The organism is Nocardia crassostreae, from assembly GCF_001613405.1.
GTDB classification, from domain to species: Bacteria; Actinomycetota; Actinomycetes; order Mycobacteriales; family Mycobacteriaceae; genus Nocardia; species Nocardia crassostreae.
Genome location: NZ_BDCH01000046.1, coordinates 27321 through 43179, shown reverse-complemented (window position 1 = coordinate 43179; position 15859 = coordinate 27321). Strand labels below are relative to the sequence as shown.

The following is a 15859-nucleotide window of genomic DNA, read 5'->3' as shown; positions in this document are numbered from 1 at the left end:
ACGGGCGCGGCGGGAGCAGGCGGCGGGGGTGGGGGCAGGGGCGAGTTCGCGGGGTTCGTGGTGCTGGAACCGGGGGTCGAGGTGGTGGTCTCCACGGCGCCTTCGGTCGAGGGTCCGAATCCTTCGTGGAGGCTGCCTCCGATGAGGCCGAACACCAGACAGAACGACAGGGCGATCAGTACCACCAGCACCTTCGGCGACATCTCGCCCGGCGCGGAGACGCCGGGCGTGCCGTCCGCACGTGTCGCGGCGGGTTTGTCCTGGACCGCACCCAGTGCCACCGGGGAACTCCTTCGATTCGAGTCGTCGATCCGAAAAGCTCATCCTTCAAGGCACCGTACACAGGTTTGCTGTCCAGCAGAACGGGATGCGGATAAGGGAAATATTCCAGCTACATATCTATTCGAGCAGGTAGCTAGAAGATCGCGGTCGGCTCTCCGGTGAACCAGATGTTCTCGATCCGGATGCGGTGCAGCAGCCAGCGGGCGCCCTCGCGGCGCAGCTCGACGTCGTAGCGGTTCTTCAGCAGCGCGAAGACGCCGTGGTCGGCGGTGAGCAGGTGCTGCGCCTCGACCAGCGCGGTCAGCCGGGCGGTCTCGCCCTCGATCACGATGCGCGGGTTGGTGACCTGATGGCTGGTGTCCACCCGCCCGGCGAAGCCGCCGAGGATGGTGTCGACAATGAAGTCCCGGCCGGTCATGAGCGGTGCGACCCCGCCCCACTTCCCGGCGGTGGGCTGGAAGTCGAGTTCGGCGTCGGCGGTGAAGGCGGAGGCGAACAGGTCGCGGTCGCGCAGATCCTGGCCGAGGGCGAAGCGGTAAAGCGCGTCGACGATCTCGGCGCGATCGCGCAGCTCCGCCACCAGGGCGGGTGTGTCGGCGGCGGCCAGAGCCTGGGATCCGGTGACGGACGCGATGTCGAGGGTGGTGGACACGGGAACTCCTGATCGTTGAGCGGACCACCTCACTCTGAACCCCCACAACCGCCCGAACAATGCGAGAGTATGGAACGATCATCAAGCTGAGCTTAACGATCAAGGTAGGGCGGTCGGATGCTGGAACGACACGAGATCGAGGTTTTCCTCACCCTCGTCGACGAACTCCATTTCGGCCGCACCGCCGAGAAGCTGCATCTCTCCACCGCCCGGGTCAGCCAGACGGTCACGAAACTCGAACGCCGACTGGGCGTTCCGCTCTTCGAGCGCAGCAGCCGCCGCGTCACGGCCACCCCGGCGGCCTGCGCCCTGTACGCCGATATCCGCCCGGCCTGGGATCGCATTGCCGCCGCCGTCCGACACACCATCGATACCGGCCACGGCCGCGGCGGCACCCTGACCGTCGCCTTCACCGATGCCGCCACCGGCCAGCTGCTCACCCGGGCCGCCGAATACTTCAACGCCGAACTGCCGGACTGCACCATGCGCATTCGCGAAGTCCCACCGGCACAAGCGATTTCCCGATTGCGCGACGGCGAGATCGATATCGCCCTCGATATGCTCCCGGTGACCGATCCGGATATCAGCACCGGCGCGGTCCTGGTCGAGGAGGCCCGCGTGCTCGCGGTGCCCGCGCAGCACCGCTGGGCGCACCGCCGCTCCATCACCGGCTCCGACCTGGCGGGGGGGTCACCACCCTGCGCCCCGGCCCCGAGGCCGCCACCTACAACGAACTGCTCACCCTCGTCGGCGCGGGCCGGGGCGTCGCGCCGATGCCCGCGCACGCCCAGCGCTATCACGCCCGTCCCGATATCGCCTACATCCCATTCCGCGGCGGCCCGCCCGTGCGCTGGGGCCTGCTGTGGCTGTCCACCCGCGAATCCGCCCGCATTCGCGAATTCGCCCATGCCGCAGCACGTGCCGCGGCGTGATCACCTCGGGAATGTGATGACGACCTTCCCGAACGGATCGCTCTCGGTGAAGTACCGATAGGCGTCCGCCGCCTCGTCCACGGTGAACTCCCGGTCGATCACCGGTCGCAGGCCGTGTTCGGCGATCGCCCGATTCATGGCCTCGAAGTCGGCGCGGCTGCCCACCGCGATGCGGCGCAGCGAGACGAACTGTCCGCCGAGCGGATCAGAAAGCTCCTGTCCGGGCGGCGGCGGAAATGCGCCGAGCAGGGTGACCTGCGCGTTGTAGGCCGATGCCGCAAGGGATTTCGGCAGGGTGAGCCGTCCGACCGCATCGATCACGTGCTGCACGCCGTCACCGCCGGTGAGTTCGAGCACCCGGGTCTCCCACTCCGGCGTCTCGGTGCGATCGATGACCTCGTCGGCGCCGAGCGCGCGCAGGCGCGCCGCCTTCTCCAGCGAGGAGGTGATCGAGATGACCCGTGCGCCCAGCAGATTCGCGAACTGCACCGCGAACAGCGCCGCGGTCCCGGTGCCGACGGTCAGCACCGTCTCACCCGATTGCACCGGAACGGGTTTGGTGAGCGCCGACCAGGCCACCAGACCCGCACAGGTGAGCGTGGCGGCTTCGGTATCGGTGAGGTGCGCGGGCACCGCCATCACCGAATCCTCTTCCAGCACGATGCAATCGGCGAGCCAGCCGTCGTGATTGGCCCCGTACTGCTGCGCGGCCAGGGCCAGGGTCTGCGGGCCGCCGTTCCAGCCGACGAAGTAGGTGCCGGTGACCCGGTCGCCGACGGCGGTGCGAATCACCCCGTCCCCCACCGCCACCACCTCGCCGACACCATCCGAGAGCGGCGCCACGCCGGGCCGGGCGGGCAACGGATAGGTCCCGTCCATGAGCATGATGTCGCGGCGATTGAGCGAGGCCGCGCGGACCCGCACCAGCACCTGATGCGGGCCCGGCGCCGGGATGTCCAGCGTCCGCGTGGTCAGTCCGTCGAGTCCGCGCAGCGGTTCCAGCTGGTAGGCAATGGCATTCATGGTTCTACTCCCGAGTGGTATCGATGACGGTCAGGCGGGGCCGATGTACTGATGGCTGCTGCGGATCCGGCCGTCCGCGTCCAGGGCGAGCACGTCGTACCCGGTGGCGGCCACGACGCCGTCGGCGGTCGCGACCATGTCCCAGCCGATGCCCGCCAGTCCCTCCGCCAGCCGGATCGCGCCGCCCCGGGAACCAAAGACGAATTCGCCGGAGGCGAGGAACATTTCGTAGGCGCGGGTGGCGCGGCCGAAGAGTTCCGCGTGGCCGCGCACTTGCAGATAGGGAATCGGGAAGGCCAGACCGGTCGCCGCGTCGCGGATCTGCTCGGGCGGATCGGTCAGGATCTGGGTGCCGTCGACGGCGAACAGATCCGCGATGCGCTTACCCCGGATATCCGGGTCGGCTTCGTTCCAGAGGGCCACGTACTGCTCGGTGAGTTCGGCGAGAGCGATGTCGTCGAGTCGAATGTTCATGGCAGCGAGTTTGTTCGGCGGTGCGAATGTGCGCGATTCCCGCAGGGAATGATCGCGCGGGCCGTGCTGTCATTTCCGGAGGGCGGTGCGGTCGTTCCCCGGAGGGCGGTGCCGTTATTCCCTGGAGGGAATCGCGGAACCGCCCACCCGCACCGACAGTGGAGGTATGACGGCCATGGCGATAGCGACGGCGAGCCCGTTCGCGCAGCAATTGCGGCAGTGGCGGACGCTGCGCCGCATCAGCCAGTTGGATCTGGCCATTCGCGCCGAGACCAGCCAGCGCTATCTCAGCTTCCTGGAACAGGGCCGCTCGCATCCGGGGCGGACCATGGTGGTGCGGTTGGCCGAATCGCTCGGGCTGTCGCTGCGCGATCGCAACAATCTGCTGCTCGCGGCGGGCTACGCTTCGGCCTTTCCCGAATCCGGTTTGGACGCACCGGAGCTCGAAGCGGTGCGGGCGGCGCTGCGGACCATTCTGCACGGGCATATGCCGTATCCGGCGGTGGTCACCCGCCGCTACGGGGAGTTGGTGGCCGCCAATCCGGCCTTCGAACTGCTCACCGAGGGCTGCGCGCCCGCGCTGCTCGAGCCGCCGAACCTGCTGCGCCTGGCCCTGCATCCGGACGGCCTGGCCCGTCGGGTGCTGAACCTGCCCGAATGGGGTCGCCACATTACCGACAGCCTGCGCACCCTCGCGCTGCGCAGCCCGGATCCGCAACTGGATGCCTTCACCGCCGAACTCGACTCCTATCTGCCGCCCATCGACCCGGGACCGAATCACGTGGGGTTCGCGGTGCCGCTGCGCCTGCTGCCCGTCGACCCGGACGCCACAGCGCCCGCTGAGTTGCGCCTGATCACGACCCTCACCAGCTTCGCGACCGCCACCGATATCACCCTGGCCGAAATGCACCTCGAGGCGTTTCTGCCCGCCGACCAGCCGACCGCGGACTATCTGCGCACCCGTTTCTCCCCCGCTTGACACTACTTGTGCCCGAATACTCGTAGACATATATTCGTCTACGAGTAAGGAGGTGCGAGATGGCCCGCAAGCGCAAGGTCAACAACCTCATGGCCCTGGCCGTGCTGTCGGTGCTCGTCATGCACCCCACCCACCGCTACGGGATCGCCGCCCGATTGCGGGAGTGGGGCAAGGACCGCGATATGGGCATCAAATGGGGCTCGCTCTACACCGTGGTGGACAATCTCGCCAAGCACGGCTTCCTCGAGGTCGCGGGCAGTGAGCGCGACGGCGCCCGGCCCGAGCGCACCATCTATCGCATCACCCCGGCCGGTCGCGCCGAACTCGACGACTGGACCCGGGAGCTCATTGCCGATCCGGTGCCCGAGACGCGGCCGTTCATGGCCGGACTCTCGGTCCTGTCGGTATTGCCGCCCGAGGACGTCATCGAATTGCTCGGTCAGCGAATTACCAAGCTGGAGACGGCGATTACCGCCGCTCGCGCCCAAATGGCAGCGTTGGAAGGCACATTGCCGCGCCTTTTCTGGATCGAAGACGATTATGAGCTGGCCATGCTGGAGGCCGAGGCGGCGTGGGCGCGTTCGCTGCGCGATGCGCTCGCCGACGGCAGCTTCCCGGCCCTCGACACCTGGCGGGCCTGGCATCACGACGGCAGCCTGCCCCCCCCGATGTGCTCGCACTGATGGAGGGAGGGCCGTCCGACTCGCACACTCAGCCGGATTGATCTTTTCATGAGCCGGGCCCCGGCGAAGGTGCTGCAACACCACCGCCGAGGCCCGGGAATACACCGTCTCGAACCGCGTCCGTGCAGGCGAACTTGGCAACGAGTTTGGCAACTACAGAATAACTGGGTTCACCACGCGCATACGGGTTCGGGGTTATCTAAAAACCTCAGGGAGAAACCCCATGTCCATTCGAACCGCAATCGTCATCGGCGGCGGCATTTCCGGCCCCGTGGCCGCCACCGCACTCCGCAAGGCGGGCATCGACGCCCGCGTCTACGAGGCCTATCCCGGCGCCGCCTACGGCATCGGGTCCGCGCTCGGGCTCGCGCCCAATGGCCTGGCGGCACTGGAGATCATCGGCGTGGCCGATCGGGTGCGCGCCATCGCCACGCCGTTCTCGCGGCAAGCCATGTTCGTCGGCAACCGCATGATCCAGGCCCCGTCACTCACGGGGGTCGAGCCGCTGCAACTGGTCGACCGCCCGGACCTGCACGATCACGCCGTGGCGAGCGGGGTGGAGTTCGAGTACTCCAAACGCCTGGTCGGCGTCGACGAGCATGCCGACGGCGTCACCGCGCGGTTCGCCGACGGCAGCAGCGCCACAGCCGATGTGCTCATCGGCGCGGACGGTATCCGTTCCACCGTGCGCGGCCTGGTCGACCCGCAGGCGCCGGGGCCGAAGTATCTGCGCATGCTCGGGTTCGGCGGCTTCACGGAGTGCTCGTTCGACCTGCCGCCCGAGCAGATGATCTTCGCCTTCGGCAAACGGGCCTACTACCTGTACTGGGCCATGCCGGACGGGCGGATCGGCTGGGGCGCGAATCTGCCGCACGAGCAGTACCTTTCGCTGACCCAGGCGCGCACCGTGCCGAACTCGGAGTGGCTGCGCATCCTGCGCGAGACCTACGCCGACGACACCCCCGGCGCCGAACTGGCCCGCAACACCACGGCGGAGCAGTTGCAGGTGGTGGGCGCGCTACAGGTGATGCCCTCGGTGCCGCACTGGAATCGCGGGCGGATGGCGCTCACCGGCGATGCCATCCACGCGCCGAGCAATACCTCGGGTCAGGGTGCGTCGCTGGCCATCGAGAGCGCCATCGAGCTGGCTCGTTGCTTGCGTGACATCCCGGATCCGGCAACGGCTTTCGCCACCTACGAGGCGCTGCGGCGGCCCCGGGTGGAGGCCGTCGCGGCGCGGGTGGCGCGGATCAACCAGACCAAGGCCGCCGGTCCGGTCGCCCGCACGATGATGTCGGTGGTGATGCCGGTGATGTTCAAGATGATGGACCCGGAGAAGACGTTCGGTCCCGAACAGCGATTCCGCATCGACTGGGACGCCCCGGTCCGGCCGGTCGCGACCGCTGTCTGATCCGAATCGGTTGCGGTAGCGCCGGTTCCGCTCGGCGGAATCGGCGCAGCCGTCAGTCGCGTTTGGCCAGCGCCTCGGGCCGATCGCCCGCGTCGAGAAGCTCGAGCGCGATATTGTCCACGGCCCGATCCAGCAGGGCGCGGTCGGCCGGATCGGTGAGATCCCAGTCGGCGAGCCGGTCATCGAGCCAGCGCCGCCAGGCGGCGCGCACCCGGTCCACTTCCTCGACACCGCGGTCTGTGAGCGTCACCACGTCGCCGTCGGTGCGGACCAGGCCGTCCCGTTCCGCCTTGGCGAAGACCGGCCCGACCAGTTCCTCGGGCACCCAGTGGGTGCGGGCGATCTCCGAGATCGTCACGGTATCCAGCAAATTCGCATAGGTGCGGACCTGCACCAGCGCCCACGCCTCGTCCCGATCCAGCGCACTGCCCGCCGCGGCCAGAATGCCCGGTTCGGGCACCGCATTGTCGCGCAGCTTGCGCAGCTGATGCGCCACGGCCCGCTCCAGATGCACGGCCCGATCGTCGGAGTCCGGCATGGCGAAACCCTCGCCGAGGTCGACGGCCCCGGCGCGCGCGGTATCGCGCAGCTTCACCTGCTTCAGGAACCAGGCGATCAGGAAGCCGAGCACGGCCACCGGCACCACCCAGCGGAAGACGTAATCGATGGAGTCGGCGTACGCGGTGAGGATCGGCTCCTTCTCCGAATCCGGTAGTTTCGCCAGCTTTTCCGGATTCTGGGCGACCTCGGGCGGCACCACCTTGGCCTGTTCGAGCGCCCTGGTCATGTTCGGCGTCAGCTGATTGGTGTAGAGGGTTCCGAAAATCGTTGTGCCGAAAGCACTGCCGATGGTGCGGAAGAAGGTGACGCCCGAGGTGGCGGTGCCGAGATCGTTGTAGGGCACGGTGTTCTGCACCACGATGGTCAGCACCTGCATGGTGAGCCCGATGCCCAGGCCGAGGATCAGCATGTACAGCGACTGCAACCAGAAACTCGTGTGCTGGTTCATGGTCGACATCAGGAACAGCCCGACGGCCATGACCGCGGTGCCGACAATGGGGAAGATCTTGTAGTGCCCGGTCCTGCCGACCACCGTGCCGGAGAAGATCGAGGTGGTGAACAGGCCGATCACCAGGGGCAGGGTACGCAGACCGGAGGCCGTGGCCGAGACGCCCATGACGTACTGCAGGAAGGCGGGCAGGAAGGTCATCGCCCCGAGCATGGCGAAGCCGACGATGAAACTGAGGATCGAGCAGACGGTGAAGACATTGCCGCGGAACAGCTTCATGGGCAGCATGGGTTCGGTCGCCCGCAGTTCCACGACCACGAACAGCGCGAACAGCGCCGCCGCGGCGAGGAACAGCCCGATGATCATCGGCGAATCCCACGCGTATTCCTGCCCGCCCCACTCCAGGCCGAGGATGAGGGTGGTGACCGCGCCCGCGACGACGGCAATGCCCAGATAGTCGACGACCGGTTTGGTCTCGGCGCGCGTGGACGGGATGAAGCGCAGCGCCATGACGATCATGACCACCGCGACCGGGACGTTCACGTAGAAGCACCAGCGCCAGCTCAGATGATCGGTGAACAGCCCGCCCAGAGTCGGGCCCAGCACCGTGGTGACGCCGAAGACCGCGCCCAGCGCGCCCTGGTACTTGCCGCGTTCGCGCAGCGGAATCACATTGGCGATCAAGGCCATGGCGGTGACCATGAGCCCGCCGCCGCCCACGCCCTGAATGCCGCGCGCCACGATCAGCAGGGTCATGCCGCCCGACATCCCGGCGATCATGGAACCGATGATGAAGATCAGGCCGCTGAGGATGAAGACCAGTTTGTAGCCAAAGAGGTCACCGAATTTCCCGGCCAGCGCGGTGGCGATCGCCGAGGTGACCAGATAGGCGGTCACCACCCAGGCCATATGCCCGGCTCCACCCAGATCGGCCACGATGGTCGGCAGGGCGGTGGAGACGATGGTCTGGTCCAGCGCCGACATGAGCATGCCGACGACCACGGTGGCGAAGACCAGATTGGTTCCGGCCCGGGTCAATTGCGGGGATGCCGGAGGGGCGACTGCTGCACTGGCACCGGTCATCGGCCCAGTATGTTGCGCTCATCCGCCACCCATTGGCAACGACACGGCAAACGTCTGCGCCGGGAGGCTCAGCGCGGGCGCACCGCGTAGTCGCCGAGCGACGGCTCCAGCGCGTCGAAGGATTCGGCGACGTAGCCGGTCATGACGGCGGCAATGGCGGAATGCGGTTCGCCCGCGAGATTGCGGCGCAGCGTCTCGTCGAACAGGATGCGGTGCACGCCGGTCAGCAATGTGGCGGCAATACGCGGCGCGAAATCGGTCTCGGCGATGCCGGTTTCGGCGGCCAGTTCGGCGGCCAGCACGCGCTCGCGCTCATCGTGGAATTCGCGCACGCGCGCGACCAGGGCCGGACTGCTGATCATGAGCCGGGCGAACTCCGGCGGGGCGAAGCCATTGAGCCGGTCCTGCTCCGCCACGCTGGCGAGGTAGGCGCGGCGCAGCGCGGCCAGCGCCGATTCGCCCGGTTCCCGCTCCCGCACCGTGCGCGCGGGCCAGCCCGCGAACTCCGCCGAGCGATCCAGCACCAGGTCTTCCTTGCGTGGGAAGTAGTTGGTGACCGTCATCTTGGCGACATCGGCGGCCGCCGCGATCTCGGCAATGGTCACGCTCTCGAACCCGCGCTCCAGGAACAGACCGGTCGCGATATCGGAGATGTGCTGCCTGGTCTGCTGCTTCTTCCGCTCGCGGAGGCCCAGCGGCGGGGCGGCGGTCTGTGCACTCATGGGAACAGCATACCCAAGTTCGTCATAAACTCATGGTTGACATATTTTTAGGTCTGATATAACTTTGTTCTCGTCGCCGGAGACGGCACGACCGAAGGAGGAACTCCCGTATGACCCGCACTCTCACGGCAGTCGCCAGCACCACCACCGGCCGGAAGGGAGCAACCTCCATGCCCATCACCGTCAATACGGTCAGCGAAGACTCCGTGCGGGACTATCTGCGGCAGATCGGCCGCACGGCCCTGCTCACCGGCGAGCAGGAATACGAGCTCGCCGAGCGCATCGAGACCGGCGTGCTCGCACAGCAGCGACTGGACGAGAATGCCGCCGCGGCAATCGAACTCAGCGCCGCCGAGCGCCGCCAACTACAGCGCGCCATCCGGGACGGACAGCAGGCCAAGGACCATATGGTCCGCGCCAACCTGCGCCTGGTGGTGTCCATCGCCAAGCACTACCCGATCCCGGCGGGCATGTCCCTGCTGGACCTCACCCAGGAGGGCACCTTCGGCCTCATCCGCGCCATCGAGAAGTTCGAGCATCGTCGCGGCCTGAAGTTCTCCACCTACGCCACCTGGTGGATCAAGCAGTCCATCGGCCGCGCCCTGGCCGACCAGAGCCGCACCATCCGGATTCCCGGCCACGTGGTCGAGGTGCTGAACCGCGCCATACGCACCCGGCGGGCGCTGTCGCAGCAGCTGGGCCGCGACGCCACCCTGGAGGAGTTGGCCGCCGAGCTCGACCTCCCCGTCGAGCAGGTCCGCCAGGTCCTCAGCCACGACCGCAACCCGATCTCCCTGCACCTCCAGATCGGCGATGACGAAAGCGGCACCGAACTGGGCGAAATCCTCGCCGACAGCGCGCCCGGCCCGGCCGTCACGGTCACCGAAGACGGTCCACGGCCAGCTCATGAAGGTCCTGTCCGGCCTCCCCGAACGCGAAGCCCAGGTGGTCGCCCTGCGCTACGGCCTGGACGGCTCGGACCCCCGCACCCTCGAGGAAGTCGGCCGCCTCTTCGGCGTCTCCCGCGAACGCATCCGCCAACTCGAAGCGAAGGCCATGCAGAAACTCCGCCACCCCAAACGAGCCCAGGCCCTCGAAGACCTCCTCGGCTGAGCCCAGCCCCCAGGGCCCCGACCCCCGCCACCATTCCGCCCCGCCGCGACGTACAGTCGCGGCGGGGCGTTTGTCATTCGGCGCCACTGACCCAGACATCTTCCCCAGGAACTTACTCTGGAGTTAGGTCGAGGGGCGCGTGCTCTCGCAGCACAATGACGCCGAACCTGTGAGGTCAACAGCCATGGCATAGAAGCCAAGCGAAATCTCGGATCAGTCCGGGCGCACCTTCGTGATCACCGGAGCCAACGGCGGTATCGGCGAGCAGACCACCAAGGTGCTCGCGGGCAAGGGCGCCACCGTGGTCATAGCCTGCCGCAATACCGCCAAGGCGCAGGAGGTGGCCGATCGCATCGGCGGCGATGTGCGGGTGGCGGCGCTGGATCTCGCGAGCCTCGCCTCGGTGCGCGAATTCGCCGAGAGCCAGGGCGAGTTCGATGTGCTGATCAACAATGCCGGGCTGATGAACATCCCGTTCTCGCGCACCGAGGACGGCTTCGAAACCCAGTGGGGCGTCAACCATCTCGGACACTTCGCGCTCACCGGCCTGCTGCTGGACCGGGTCCGCGATCGCGTGGTGACCCTGGCCTCCATCGCGCACCGGCAGACGCCCAAGCTGTGGATCGACGACCTCAACTACGAGAACCGCCGCTACCAGCGCAATCTCGCCTACGCGCAGTCCAAGCTGTCCAACCTCATGTTCGCCCGCGAACTGCAGCGGCGGCTGAGCGAGGCCGGTTCGGCCAAGCGCTCCTACGGCGTGCACCCGGGCGTCTCGGCCACCGATCTGTTCGCGCGCACCGAGACCCCGCTGGACAAGATCTCCAAGCCCTTCATCCGCCTCGTCGGCCAGTCCCCCTTCCACGCCGCCTACTCCTCCCTGTTCGCGGCCACCGACCCGAATGCCGACCCGGCCGTCTACTGGGGCCCGACCCGCTGGATGGGCAGCCAGGGCCCGGTGCAACCCTCCCCCTCGACCAATCTGTCGCAGAACCGGGAACTCTGGCGGCGGCTGTGGAAAGAGTCCGAACGCCTCACCGGCGTCAGCTACAAATTCTGACCGCGATCCAGGTCACCCGGTGCACACCTGCCTACTACGGACTCCGTAGTAGGCAGGTACCGTTGAGGGCGTGTCCGCTCCTCACCGCCGCCCGGCCCTGATCGTCTTCGTGGTCGTGGCATCGGCGGCCTGCCTGGCCTTGGGATATTGGCAGTGGACGCGGTTCGAATCCGGTAACGGCACCGCCCAGAATCTGGGGTACGCCCTGCAGTGGCCGCTGTTCGCAGGCTTCGTGGTGTGGGCCTACCTGCGTTTCGTGCGCCTGGAGAAGGACGCCGCCCGGCAGTCCCTGCCGCAACCGTCCGGCGAGCCGCGGCCCTCCGATGAGCCGCGGGCCGTCGAATCGCGGCTGGCACGCCTGACGCGGGCGAAAGCGGCCGCGCCGCGCGAGATTCCGGACGGCATCCTGCCCGAGCGCCCCAAGGCCGCCCGGGACGAGGATCCCGAACTCGCCGAATACAACCGATACCTGGCCGATCTGCACGCCCACGATATGGATCAGCAGATCCGCGATGCCGGGCTGCGCAACCACGAGAGGAACGCAGGGTGAGCACCCGCGACAACGCCGAATCCCCCGCCGTCGAGACCCTCGCGCCCGGCCCGATCGGCGCCGCCGCCCCCGAGAAGATCCGCGGCGCGCTACTGCGCTACCGCATCCTGGCCTGGATCACCGGCCTGTGGCTGCTGGTCCTCACCGGCGAAATGATCTACAAGTACCTGCTTCTGGAGGACAGCAGCACCGCCCCCGGCTGGCTGTTCTACATCGGCCAGGTGCACGGCATCTTCTACATGCTCTACCTGGTCTTCACCATCGACCTCGGCATCAAGGCCCGATGGAAGCCGGTCACCACCGCACTCACCTGCCTCGCGGGCACCGTCCCCTTCCTGTCCTTCGTCTTCGAGCACCGCCGCACCCAGGAAGTGAAGGCCACCTTCGGCCTGTAGGGGTCAGCGCTCCCGGATGCCCCAGGCAGATCGCGCAGAAAGGCCGACCGGCCCTCGGGCGTCAGCGGATACCGGTACCGCGAGGGCGAGTGCCATCGGCAGCGCGAGCCGGGCCGTCATCCGCCGAAGCACAGTCCCGTCAGCCATACTTCGAGCTTGCCCCGCACGGGGCCGCGCGCTACGACCTTTCGGGGCTCCGCGAAGCATTCCGGCGGAAACCCGCCGACGGCCGAGCCGGGCGCGGCTCCCATTCCAGCACCGGGACAAGCGCTTTGATCTGGGCCGATGCCGGTATCAAACGCATGATCGCATTGCGCACCGCGACCGCCGGAGCCCAGGAGAGCTGGGCCACGACCCCGATTCGCTCCGAGCGGTCCGCGATCATTCGAGTACGCGGGCGGCGCTCGGCGTCGTAGCGGGCGAGATCCGGATCGTGCGCGGCCACCTCGGCCAGCACCACCGCGTCCTCGAGCGCCTGGCAGGCACCCTGGCCCAGGTTCGGCGTCATGGCGTGCGCGGCGTCGCCGATGAGCGCGATGCGGCCGGAGACGTAGGTCGGTAGCGGCGGCAGGAAGTGAATGTCGTTGTGCAGCAATGCCGATTCGTCGGCGGCTGCGAGCAGGCTCGGGATCGGCTCGTGCCAGTCGCCGAAGCGAGCGCGCAATTCGCGCAGTCCGCCGCTGGGCGCACCGGCGGGGGCGTTGACGGCGGCGAAGCAGTAGGCGCGGCCGTCGGCGAGCGCGGCGAAGCCGAAACGCTCACCCTTGCCCCAGGTTTCGCCCAGATCGCCCATCGGCGCGGTCGGGGTGACGACGACCCGCAAGGCGGTGTATCCGCTGTAGCGGGGCGTGACCTCGCCGCAGACCGCCCGGCGGACTACGCTGTGGATGCCGTCGGCGCCGACGATCACATCGCCGGTCGAGACTCCCGCGGAGTGCACGACGGAACCGTCGGCGCGCACCTCACTGACCGATATCCCGGTGCGCAGGGCCGATTCCGGCACGGCTTCGCGCAGGATGTCCAGCAGGTCGGCGCGGTGCAGCACGATCGGGCTGCCGAAGCGCGTCCGAATCGCCTCGGCATCGACACGGGAAAGCCAGCGCCCCTTGCTGTCCCGGATACCGGCGGAGCCGTCGTCGACGGCGCGCGCCCGCACTCGGTCGCCCAGGCCCAGCGCGTCGAGGGCGCGAAGCGCATTGGCCCACAAGGACAAACCTGCGCCGACCTCGGTGATCCGTTCGGCCCGCTCCAGCACCTCCACATCCCAGCCCTGCCGGGCGAATGCTACGGCCGTGGCCAATCCCCCGATTCCGCCACCGACGATCAACGCCTTGGACATTTCGTACTCCCCTCGAGTTCGCGTGGATCCGGATTGGCCCCGCTGTACCGTTCGATGAGAGGAACGCTACTGCAGATGTAGTTTCAGCACTACCGATGTAGTAGAACTCGCTACTGATGTAGTATCCACGGATGCCCACCAAACGCGAGCAGCTACTCGACAGCGCGATCGAACTCCTCGGATCGCGCGGCTCGCGCGCACTCACCCACCGTGCGGTCGACGCCGCCGCGGGCATGCCCTCGGGATCCAGCTCCAACTACTTCCGCACCCGCGAAACCCTGCTGGCCGCGATCGCCGAACGGCTCGAGGAACGCGACTACGCGGACTGGAACGCCGTGAACCGCATGCCCGCCCCCGCCACCATCCCCCAATTGGCCGACGCCCTGGCCTTGTTCATCACCCACGCCGCCACCACCGACCGCACCCGCACCCTCGCCCGCTACGCCCTGGTCCTGGAAGCCCAGACCACCCCCGCCCTCCAGGACAGCATGCGCCGCGGCCACGACCGCATCATCCAATGGTTCACAGCCATGGTCCGCGAAGTCACCCCTCGTACCGACGCCGCCAAACTCCTCGCCGACTACTTCGACGGCGTCCTCTGGCACGAACTGACCAGCCCCGCACCCCAATTCGACCCCCGCCCGGGGGCGGAACACATGATCCGAGCTCTATTGGGCGAACGGTGACCCACAACGAACGTGCCCCCTTTCCGTAGGAAAGGGGGCACGTATTTATCTGCTACCGAATGGAATTCAGCTCTCGGCCAGAGCCGCCAGCGCGGGGAGGAGCTGGCGGAGGGCGCGGCCGCGGTGGGAGGCGGCGTCCTTGTCGGCCGGGGCGAGCTGGGCGGCGGAGACGGTGCCGCCGTCCGGGACGAAGAGGGGGTCGTAGCCGAAACCGCCGTCGCCGACCGGCTTCCGGGCAATGGCGCCGGGCCATTCGCCGCGAACGATCACCTCGCCGCCATCGGCGACCAGGGCGCAGGCGGAGACGAAGCGCGCGCCACGGCGCTCGTCCGGGACGTCGCCGAGCTGGGCCAGCAGCAGGGTGTTGTTGGCCTCGTCATTTCCGTGCGTGCCGGACCAGCGAGCGGACAGGACGCCGGGCATACCGTTCAAGGCGTCGACCGCAATGCCGGAATCGTCTGCGATACAGGGCAATCCGGTGGCGGCATGGCCGTCGCGGGCCTTGGCGACGGCGTTCTCCTCGAAGGTGGCGCCGGTTTCGAGAGCCTCGTCGTAGAGTGCGACGTCGTTCAGGCCGACGATCTCGATGCCCGCGATGCCCGCCTCGTCGAGAATGCGGCGAAGTTCGTTGAGCTTCTTGGCATTCCGGCTGGCGACCAGGACCTTACGGGGCATCAGGACTTCTTCTTCGCGGTCTCGGCCGGTTCCGGCAGGGTGCCCGGGTACGGCAGGGCGAGGGCTTCCTTCTGCACCACGAACAGCCGCTCACAGCCCGCGAGCGCGGAATCGAGCATCTTGTCCAGGGTAGAGCGCGGGAAGGTGGCGCCCTCGCCGGTGCCCTGGATCTCGACCAGGGTGCCGGTGTCGGTGGCGACCACGTTCATATCGACCTCGGCGCGCGAATCCTCCTCATAGGGCAGGTCCAGGCGCACCAGGCCGTCCACGACGCCGACGCTCACGGCGGCGATGGCGCAGGAGATGGGCTGCGGATCGGTGAGCTGACCGGCGGCCGCCAGATAGGTGACGGCATCCGAGAGCGCCACGTACGCGCCGGTAATGGCGGCGGTGCGGGTGCCGCCGTCGGCCTGCAGCACATCGCAGTCGATGGCGATGGTGTTCTCGCCGATGGTGGACAGGTCGATACAGGCGCGCAGCGAACGGCCGATCAGGCGGGAGATCTCCTGGGTGCGACCACCGACCTTGCCCTTCACCGACTCTCGCCCGGAACGGGTGTGGGTGGCGGCGGGCAGCATGGCGTACTCCGCTGTCAGCCAGCCCAATCCGGATTCGCGCCGCCACGGCGGCACGCCGTCGGTGACGCTGGCGGTGCACATCACCCGCGTCGAACCGAACTCCACCAGCACCGAACCCGCCGGATGCGTGGTGAATCCCCGGGTGATCCGTACCTCGCGGAGTTCGTCATCCGCCCTGCCATCGGCTCGTTTAGACACGGGCCTCAGCGTAGC

At 68.0% G+C, this 15859-nt stretch carries 17 protein-coding genes and 2 pseudogenes; 10 read left to right on the top strand and 9 right to left on the bottom strand.

The features are described from left to right. Positions 1-281 (bottom strand): annotated as a pseudogene (locus tag NC4_RS37745) (hypothetical protein); the annotation flags it as partial. Positions 282-415: 134 nt separating this feature from the next. Next, positions 416-934 (bottom strand): nuclear transport factor 2 family protein, encoded by a 519-nt coding sequence (locus tag NC4_RS37740; protein ID WP_218021400.1) that lies wholly within the window; start codon positions 932-934, stop codon positions 416-418. Positions 935-1051: 117 nt separating this feature from the next. Between NC4_RS37740 and NC4_RS37735 the strand changes: the two genes are divergently transcribed. Then, complete coding sequence (locus NC4_RS37735) at positions 1052-1927, top strand: LysR family transcriptional regulator (RefSeq protein WP_218021399.1); 876 nt, start codon at positions 1052-1054, stop codon at positions 1925-1927. Here the strand turns inward: NC4_RS37735 and NC4_RS37730 are convergent. Next, the gene (locus NC4_RS37730; RefSeq protein ID WP_067549098.1) at positions 1867-2889 is read right to left on the bottom strand and encodes a zinc-dependent alcohol dehydrogenase family protein; all 1023 of its coding nucleotides are present in this window, start codon (positions 2887-2889) and stop codon (positions 1867-1869) included. The genes NC4_RS37735 and NC4_RS37730 overlap by 61 nt on opposite strands. A gap of 30 nt (positions 2890-2919) precedes the next feature. Further along, positions 2920-3363, bottom strand: a complete 444-nt coding sequence (locus NC4_RS37725; protein WP_067549095.1) for a hypothetical protein — start codon at positions 3361-3363, stop codon at positions 2920-2922. Positions 3364-3529: 166 nt separating this feature from the next. On the opposite strand from NC4_RS37725, the gene NC4_RS37720 reads away from it, so the two are divergent. The 3 genes from NC4_RS37720 to NC4_RS37710 all read left to right on the top strand — a co-directional run bounded on the left by NC4_RS37720 (position 3530) and on the right by NC4_RS37710 (position 6436). Beyond that, complete coding sequence (locus NC4_RS37720; RefSeq protein ID WP_067549092.1) at positions 3530-4342, top strand: helix-turn-helix domain-containing protein; 813 nt, start codon at positions 3530-3532, stop codon at positions 4340-4342. A gap of 59 nt (positions 4343-4401) precedes the next feature. Next, complete coding sequence (locus NC4_RS37715) at positions 4402-5025, top strand: PadR family transcriptional regulator (RefSeq protein ID WP_067549089.1); 624 nt, start codon at positions 4402-4404, stop codon at positions 5023-5025. A 223-nt stretch (positions 5026-5248) separates the two neighbouring features. After that, positions 5249-6436 (top strand): FAD-dependent monooxygenase, encoded by a 1188-nt coding sequence (locus tag NC4_RS37710; RefSeq protein ID WP_067549086.1) that lies wholly within the window; start codon positions 5249-5251, stop codon positions 6434-6436. 52 nt (positions 6437-6488) lie between these two features. On the opposite strand, the gene NC4_RS37705 is transcribed toward NC4_RS37710, so the two are convergent. Continuing rightward, positions 6489-8528 carry an MDR family MFS transporter gene (locus NC4_RS37705; protein ID WP_067549083.1) on the bottom strand — a complete coding sequence of 680 codons (2040 nt, stop codon included), beginning with the start codon at positions 8526-8528 and terminating at the stop codon, positions 6489-6491. A gap of 68 nt (positions 8529-8596) precedes the next feature. Continuing rightward, positions 8597-9250, bottom strand: coding sequence for a TetR family transcriptional regulator (locus NC4_RS37700; protein ID WP_067549080.1), 654 nt, complete (start codon positions 9248-9250; stop codon positions 8597-8599). Positions 9251-9360: 110 nt separating this feature from the next. Between NC4_RS37700 and NC4_RS39790 the strand changes: the two are divergent. From NC4_RS39790 to NC4_RS37675, 5 genes and pseudogenes are all read left to right on the top strand, one after another. Continuing rightward, a pseudogene (locus tag NC4_RS39790) lies at positions 9361-10062 on the top strand (sigma-70 family RNA polymerase sigma factor); the annotation flags it as partial. Positions 10063-10156: 94 nt separating this feature from the next. Continuing rightward, positions 10157-10363 carry a sigma factor-like helix-turn-helix DNA-binding protein gene (locus NC4_RS43780; RefSeq protein WP_067549074.1) on the top strand — a complete coding sequence of 69 codons (207 nt, stop codon included), beginning with the start codon at positions 10157-10159 and terminating at the stop codon, positions 10361-10363. 205 nt (positions 10364-10568) lie between these two features. Continuing rightward, entirely contained in the window at positions 10569-11423 is an 855-nt protein-coding gene (locus NC4_RS37685; protein WP_245722200.1) for an oxidoreductase, read from the top strand. A gap of 70 nt (positions 11424-11493) precedes the next feature. Beyond that, positions 11494-11973 (top strand): transcriptional regulator, encoded by a 480-nt coding sequence (locus NC4_RS37680; RefSeq protein WP_067549071.1) that lies wholly within the window; start codon positions 11494-11496, stop codon positions 11971-11973. Between the two features lie 53 nt (positions 11974-12026). Then, positions 12027-12368 carry a DUF3817 domain-containing protein gene (locus NC4_RS37675; protein WP_157555465.1) on the top strand — a complete coding sequence of 114 codons (342 nt, stop codon included), beginning with the start codon at positions 12027-12029 and terminating at the stop codon, positions 12366-12368. 178 nt (positions 12369-12546) lie between these two features. Here the strand turns inward: NC4_RS37675 and NC4_RS37670 are convergent, their stop codons facing one another. Then, positions 12547-13707 carry an FAD-dependent monooxygenase gene (locus tag NC4_RS37670; protein WP_067549065.1) on the bottom strand — a complete coding sequence of 387 codons (1161 nt, stop codon included), beginning with the start codon at positions 13705-13707 and terminating at the stop codon, positions 12547-12549. Positions 13708-13838: 131 nt separating this feature from the next. On the opposite strand from NC4_RS37670, the gene NC4_RS37665 reads away from it, so the two are divergent. Next, on the top strand, positions 13839-14393 hold the full coding sequence (locus NC4_RS37665) for a TetR/AcrR family transcriptional regulator (RefSeq protein WP_067549062.1): 555 nt from the start codon (positions 13839-13841) through the stop codon (positions 14391-14393). Positions 14394-14459: 66 nt separating this feature from the next. Here the strand turns inward: NC4_RS37665 and NC4_RS37660 are convergent, their stop codons facing one another. Next, complete coding sequence (locus NC4_RS37660) at positions 14460-15068, bottom strand: non-canonical purine NTP pyrophosphatase (protein ID WP_067549059.1); 609 nt, start codon at positions 15066-15068, stop codon at positions 14460-14462. Next, positions 15068-15844, bottom strand: a complete 777-nt coding sequence (gene rph, locus NC4_RS37655; protein WP_067549055.1) for a ribonuclease PH — start codon at positions 15842-15844, stop codon at positions 15068-15070. The genes NC4_RS37660 and rph overlap by 1 nt, the downstream gene beginning before the upstream one ends. Between the last annotated feature and the right edge of the window lie 15 nt (positions 15845-15859).

Excerpts from the sequence above, each read along its gene's own strand:
- NC4_RS37700 (WP_067549080.1), bottom strand. The coding sequence starts at position 9,250 with ATGAGTGCACAGACCGCCGCCCCGCCGCTGGGCCTCCGCGAGCGGAAG.
- NC4_RS37735 (WP_218021399.1), top strand. The coding sequence starts at position 1,052 with ATGCTGGAACGACACGAGATCGAGGTTTTCCTCACCCTCGTCGACGAA.
- NC4_RS37665 (WP_067549062.1), top strand. The coding sequence starts at position 13,839 with ATGCCCACCAAACGCGAGCAGCTACTCGACAGCGCGATCGAACTCCTC.
- NC4_RS37725 (WP_067549095.1), bottom strand. The coding sequence starts at position 3,363 with ATGAACATTCGACTCGACGACATCGCTCTCGCCGAACTCACCGAGCAG.
- NC4_RS37660 (WP_067549059.1), bottom strand. The coding sequence starts at position 15,068 with ATGCCCCGTAAGGTCCTGGTCGCCAGCCGGAATGCCAAGAAGCTCAAC.
- NC4_RS37710 (WP_067549086.1), top strand. The coding sequence starts at position 5,249 with ATGTCCATTCGAACCGCAATCGTCATCGGCGGCGGCATTTCCGGCCCC.
- NC4_RS37715 (WP_067549089.1), top strand. The coding sequence starts at position 4,402 with ATGGCCCGCAAGCGCAAGGTCAACAACCTCATGGCCCTGGCCGTGCTG.
- NC4_RS37705 (WP_067549083.1), bottom strand. The coding sequence starts at position 8,528 with ATGACCGGTGCCAGTGCAGCAGTCGCCCCTCCGGCATCCCCGCAATTG.
- NC4_RS43780 (WP_067549074.1), top strand. The coding sequence starts at position 10,157 with ATGAAGGTCCTGTCCGGCCTCCCCGAACGCGAAGCCCAGGTGGTCGCC.
- NC4_RS37670 (WP_067549065.1), bottom strand. The coding sequence starts at position 13,707 with ATGTCCAAGGCGTTGATCGTCGGTGGCGGAATCGGGGGATTGGCCACG.
- NC4_RS37730 (WP_067549098.1), bottom strand. The coding sequence starts at position 2,889 with ATGAATGCCATTGCCTACCAGCTGGAACCGCTGCGCGGACTCGACGGA.
- NC4_RS37720 (WP_067549092.1), top strand. The coding sequence starts at position 3,530 with ATGACGGCCATGGCGATAGCGACGGCGAGCCCGTTCGCGCAGCAATTG.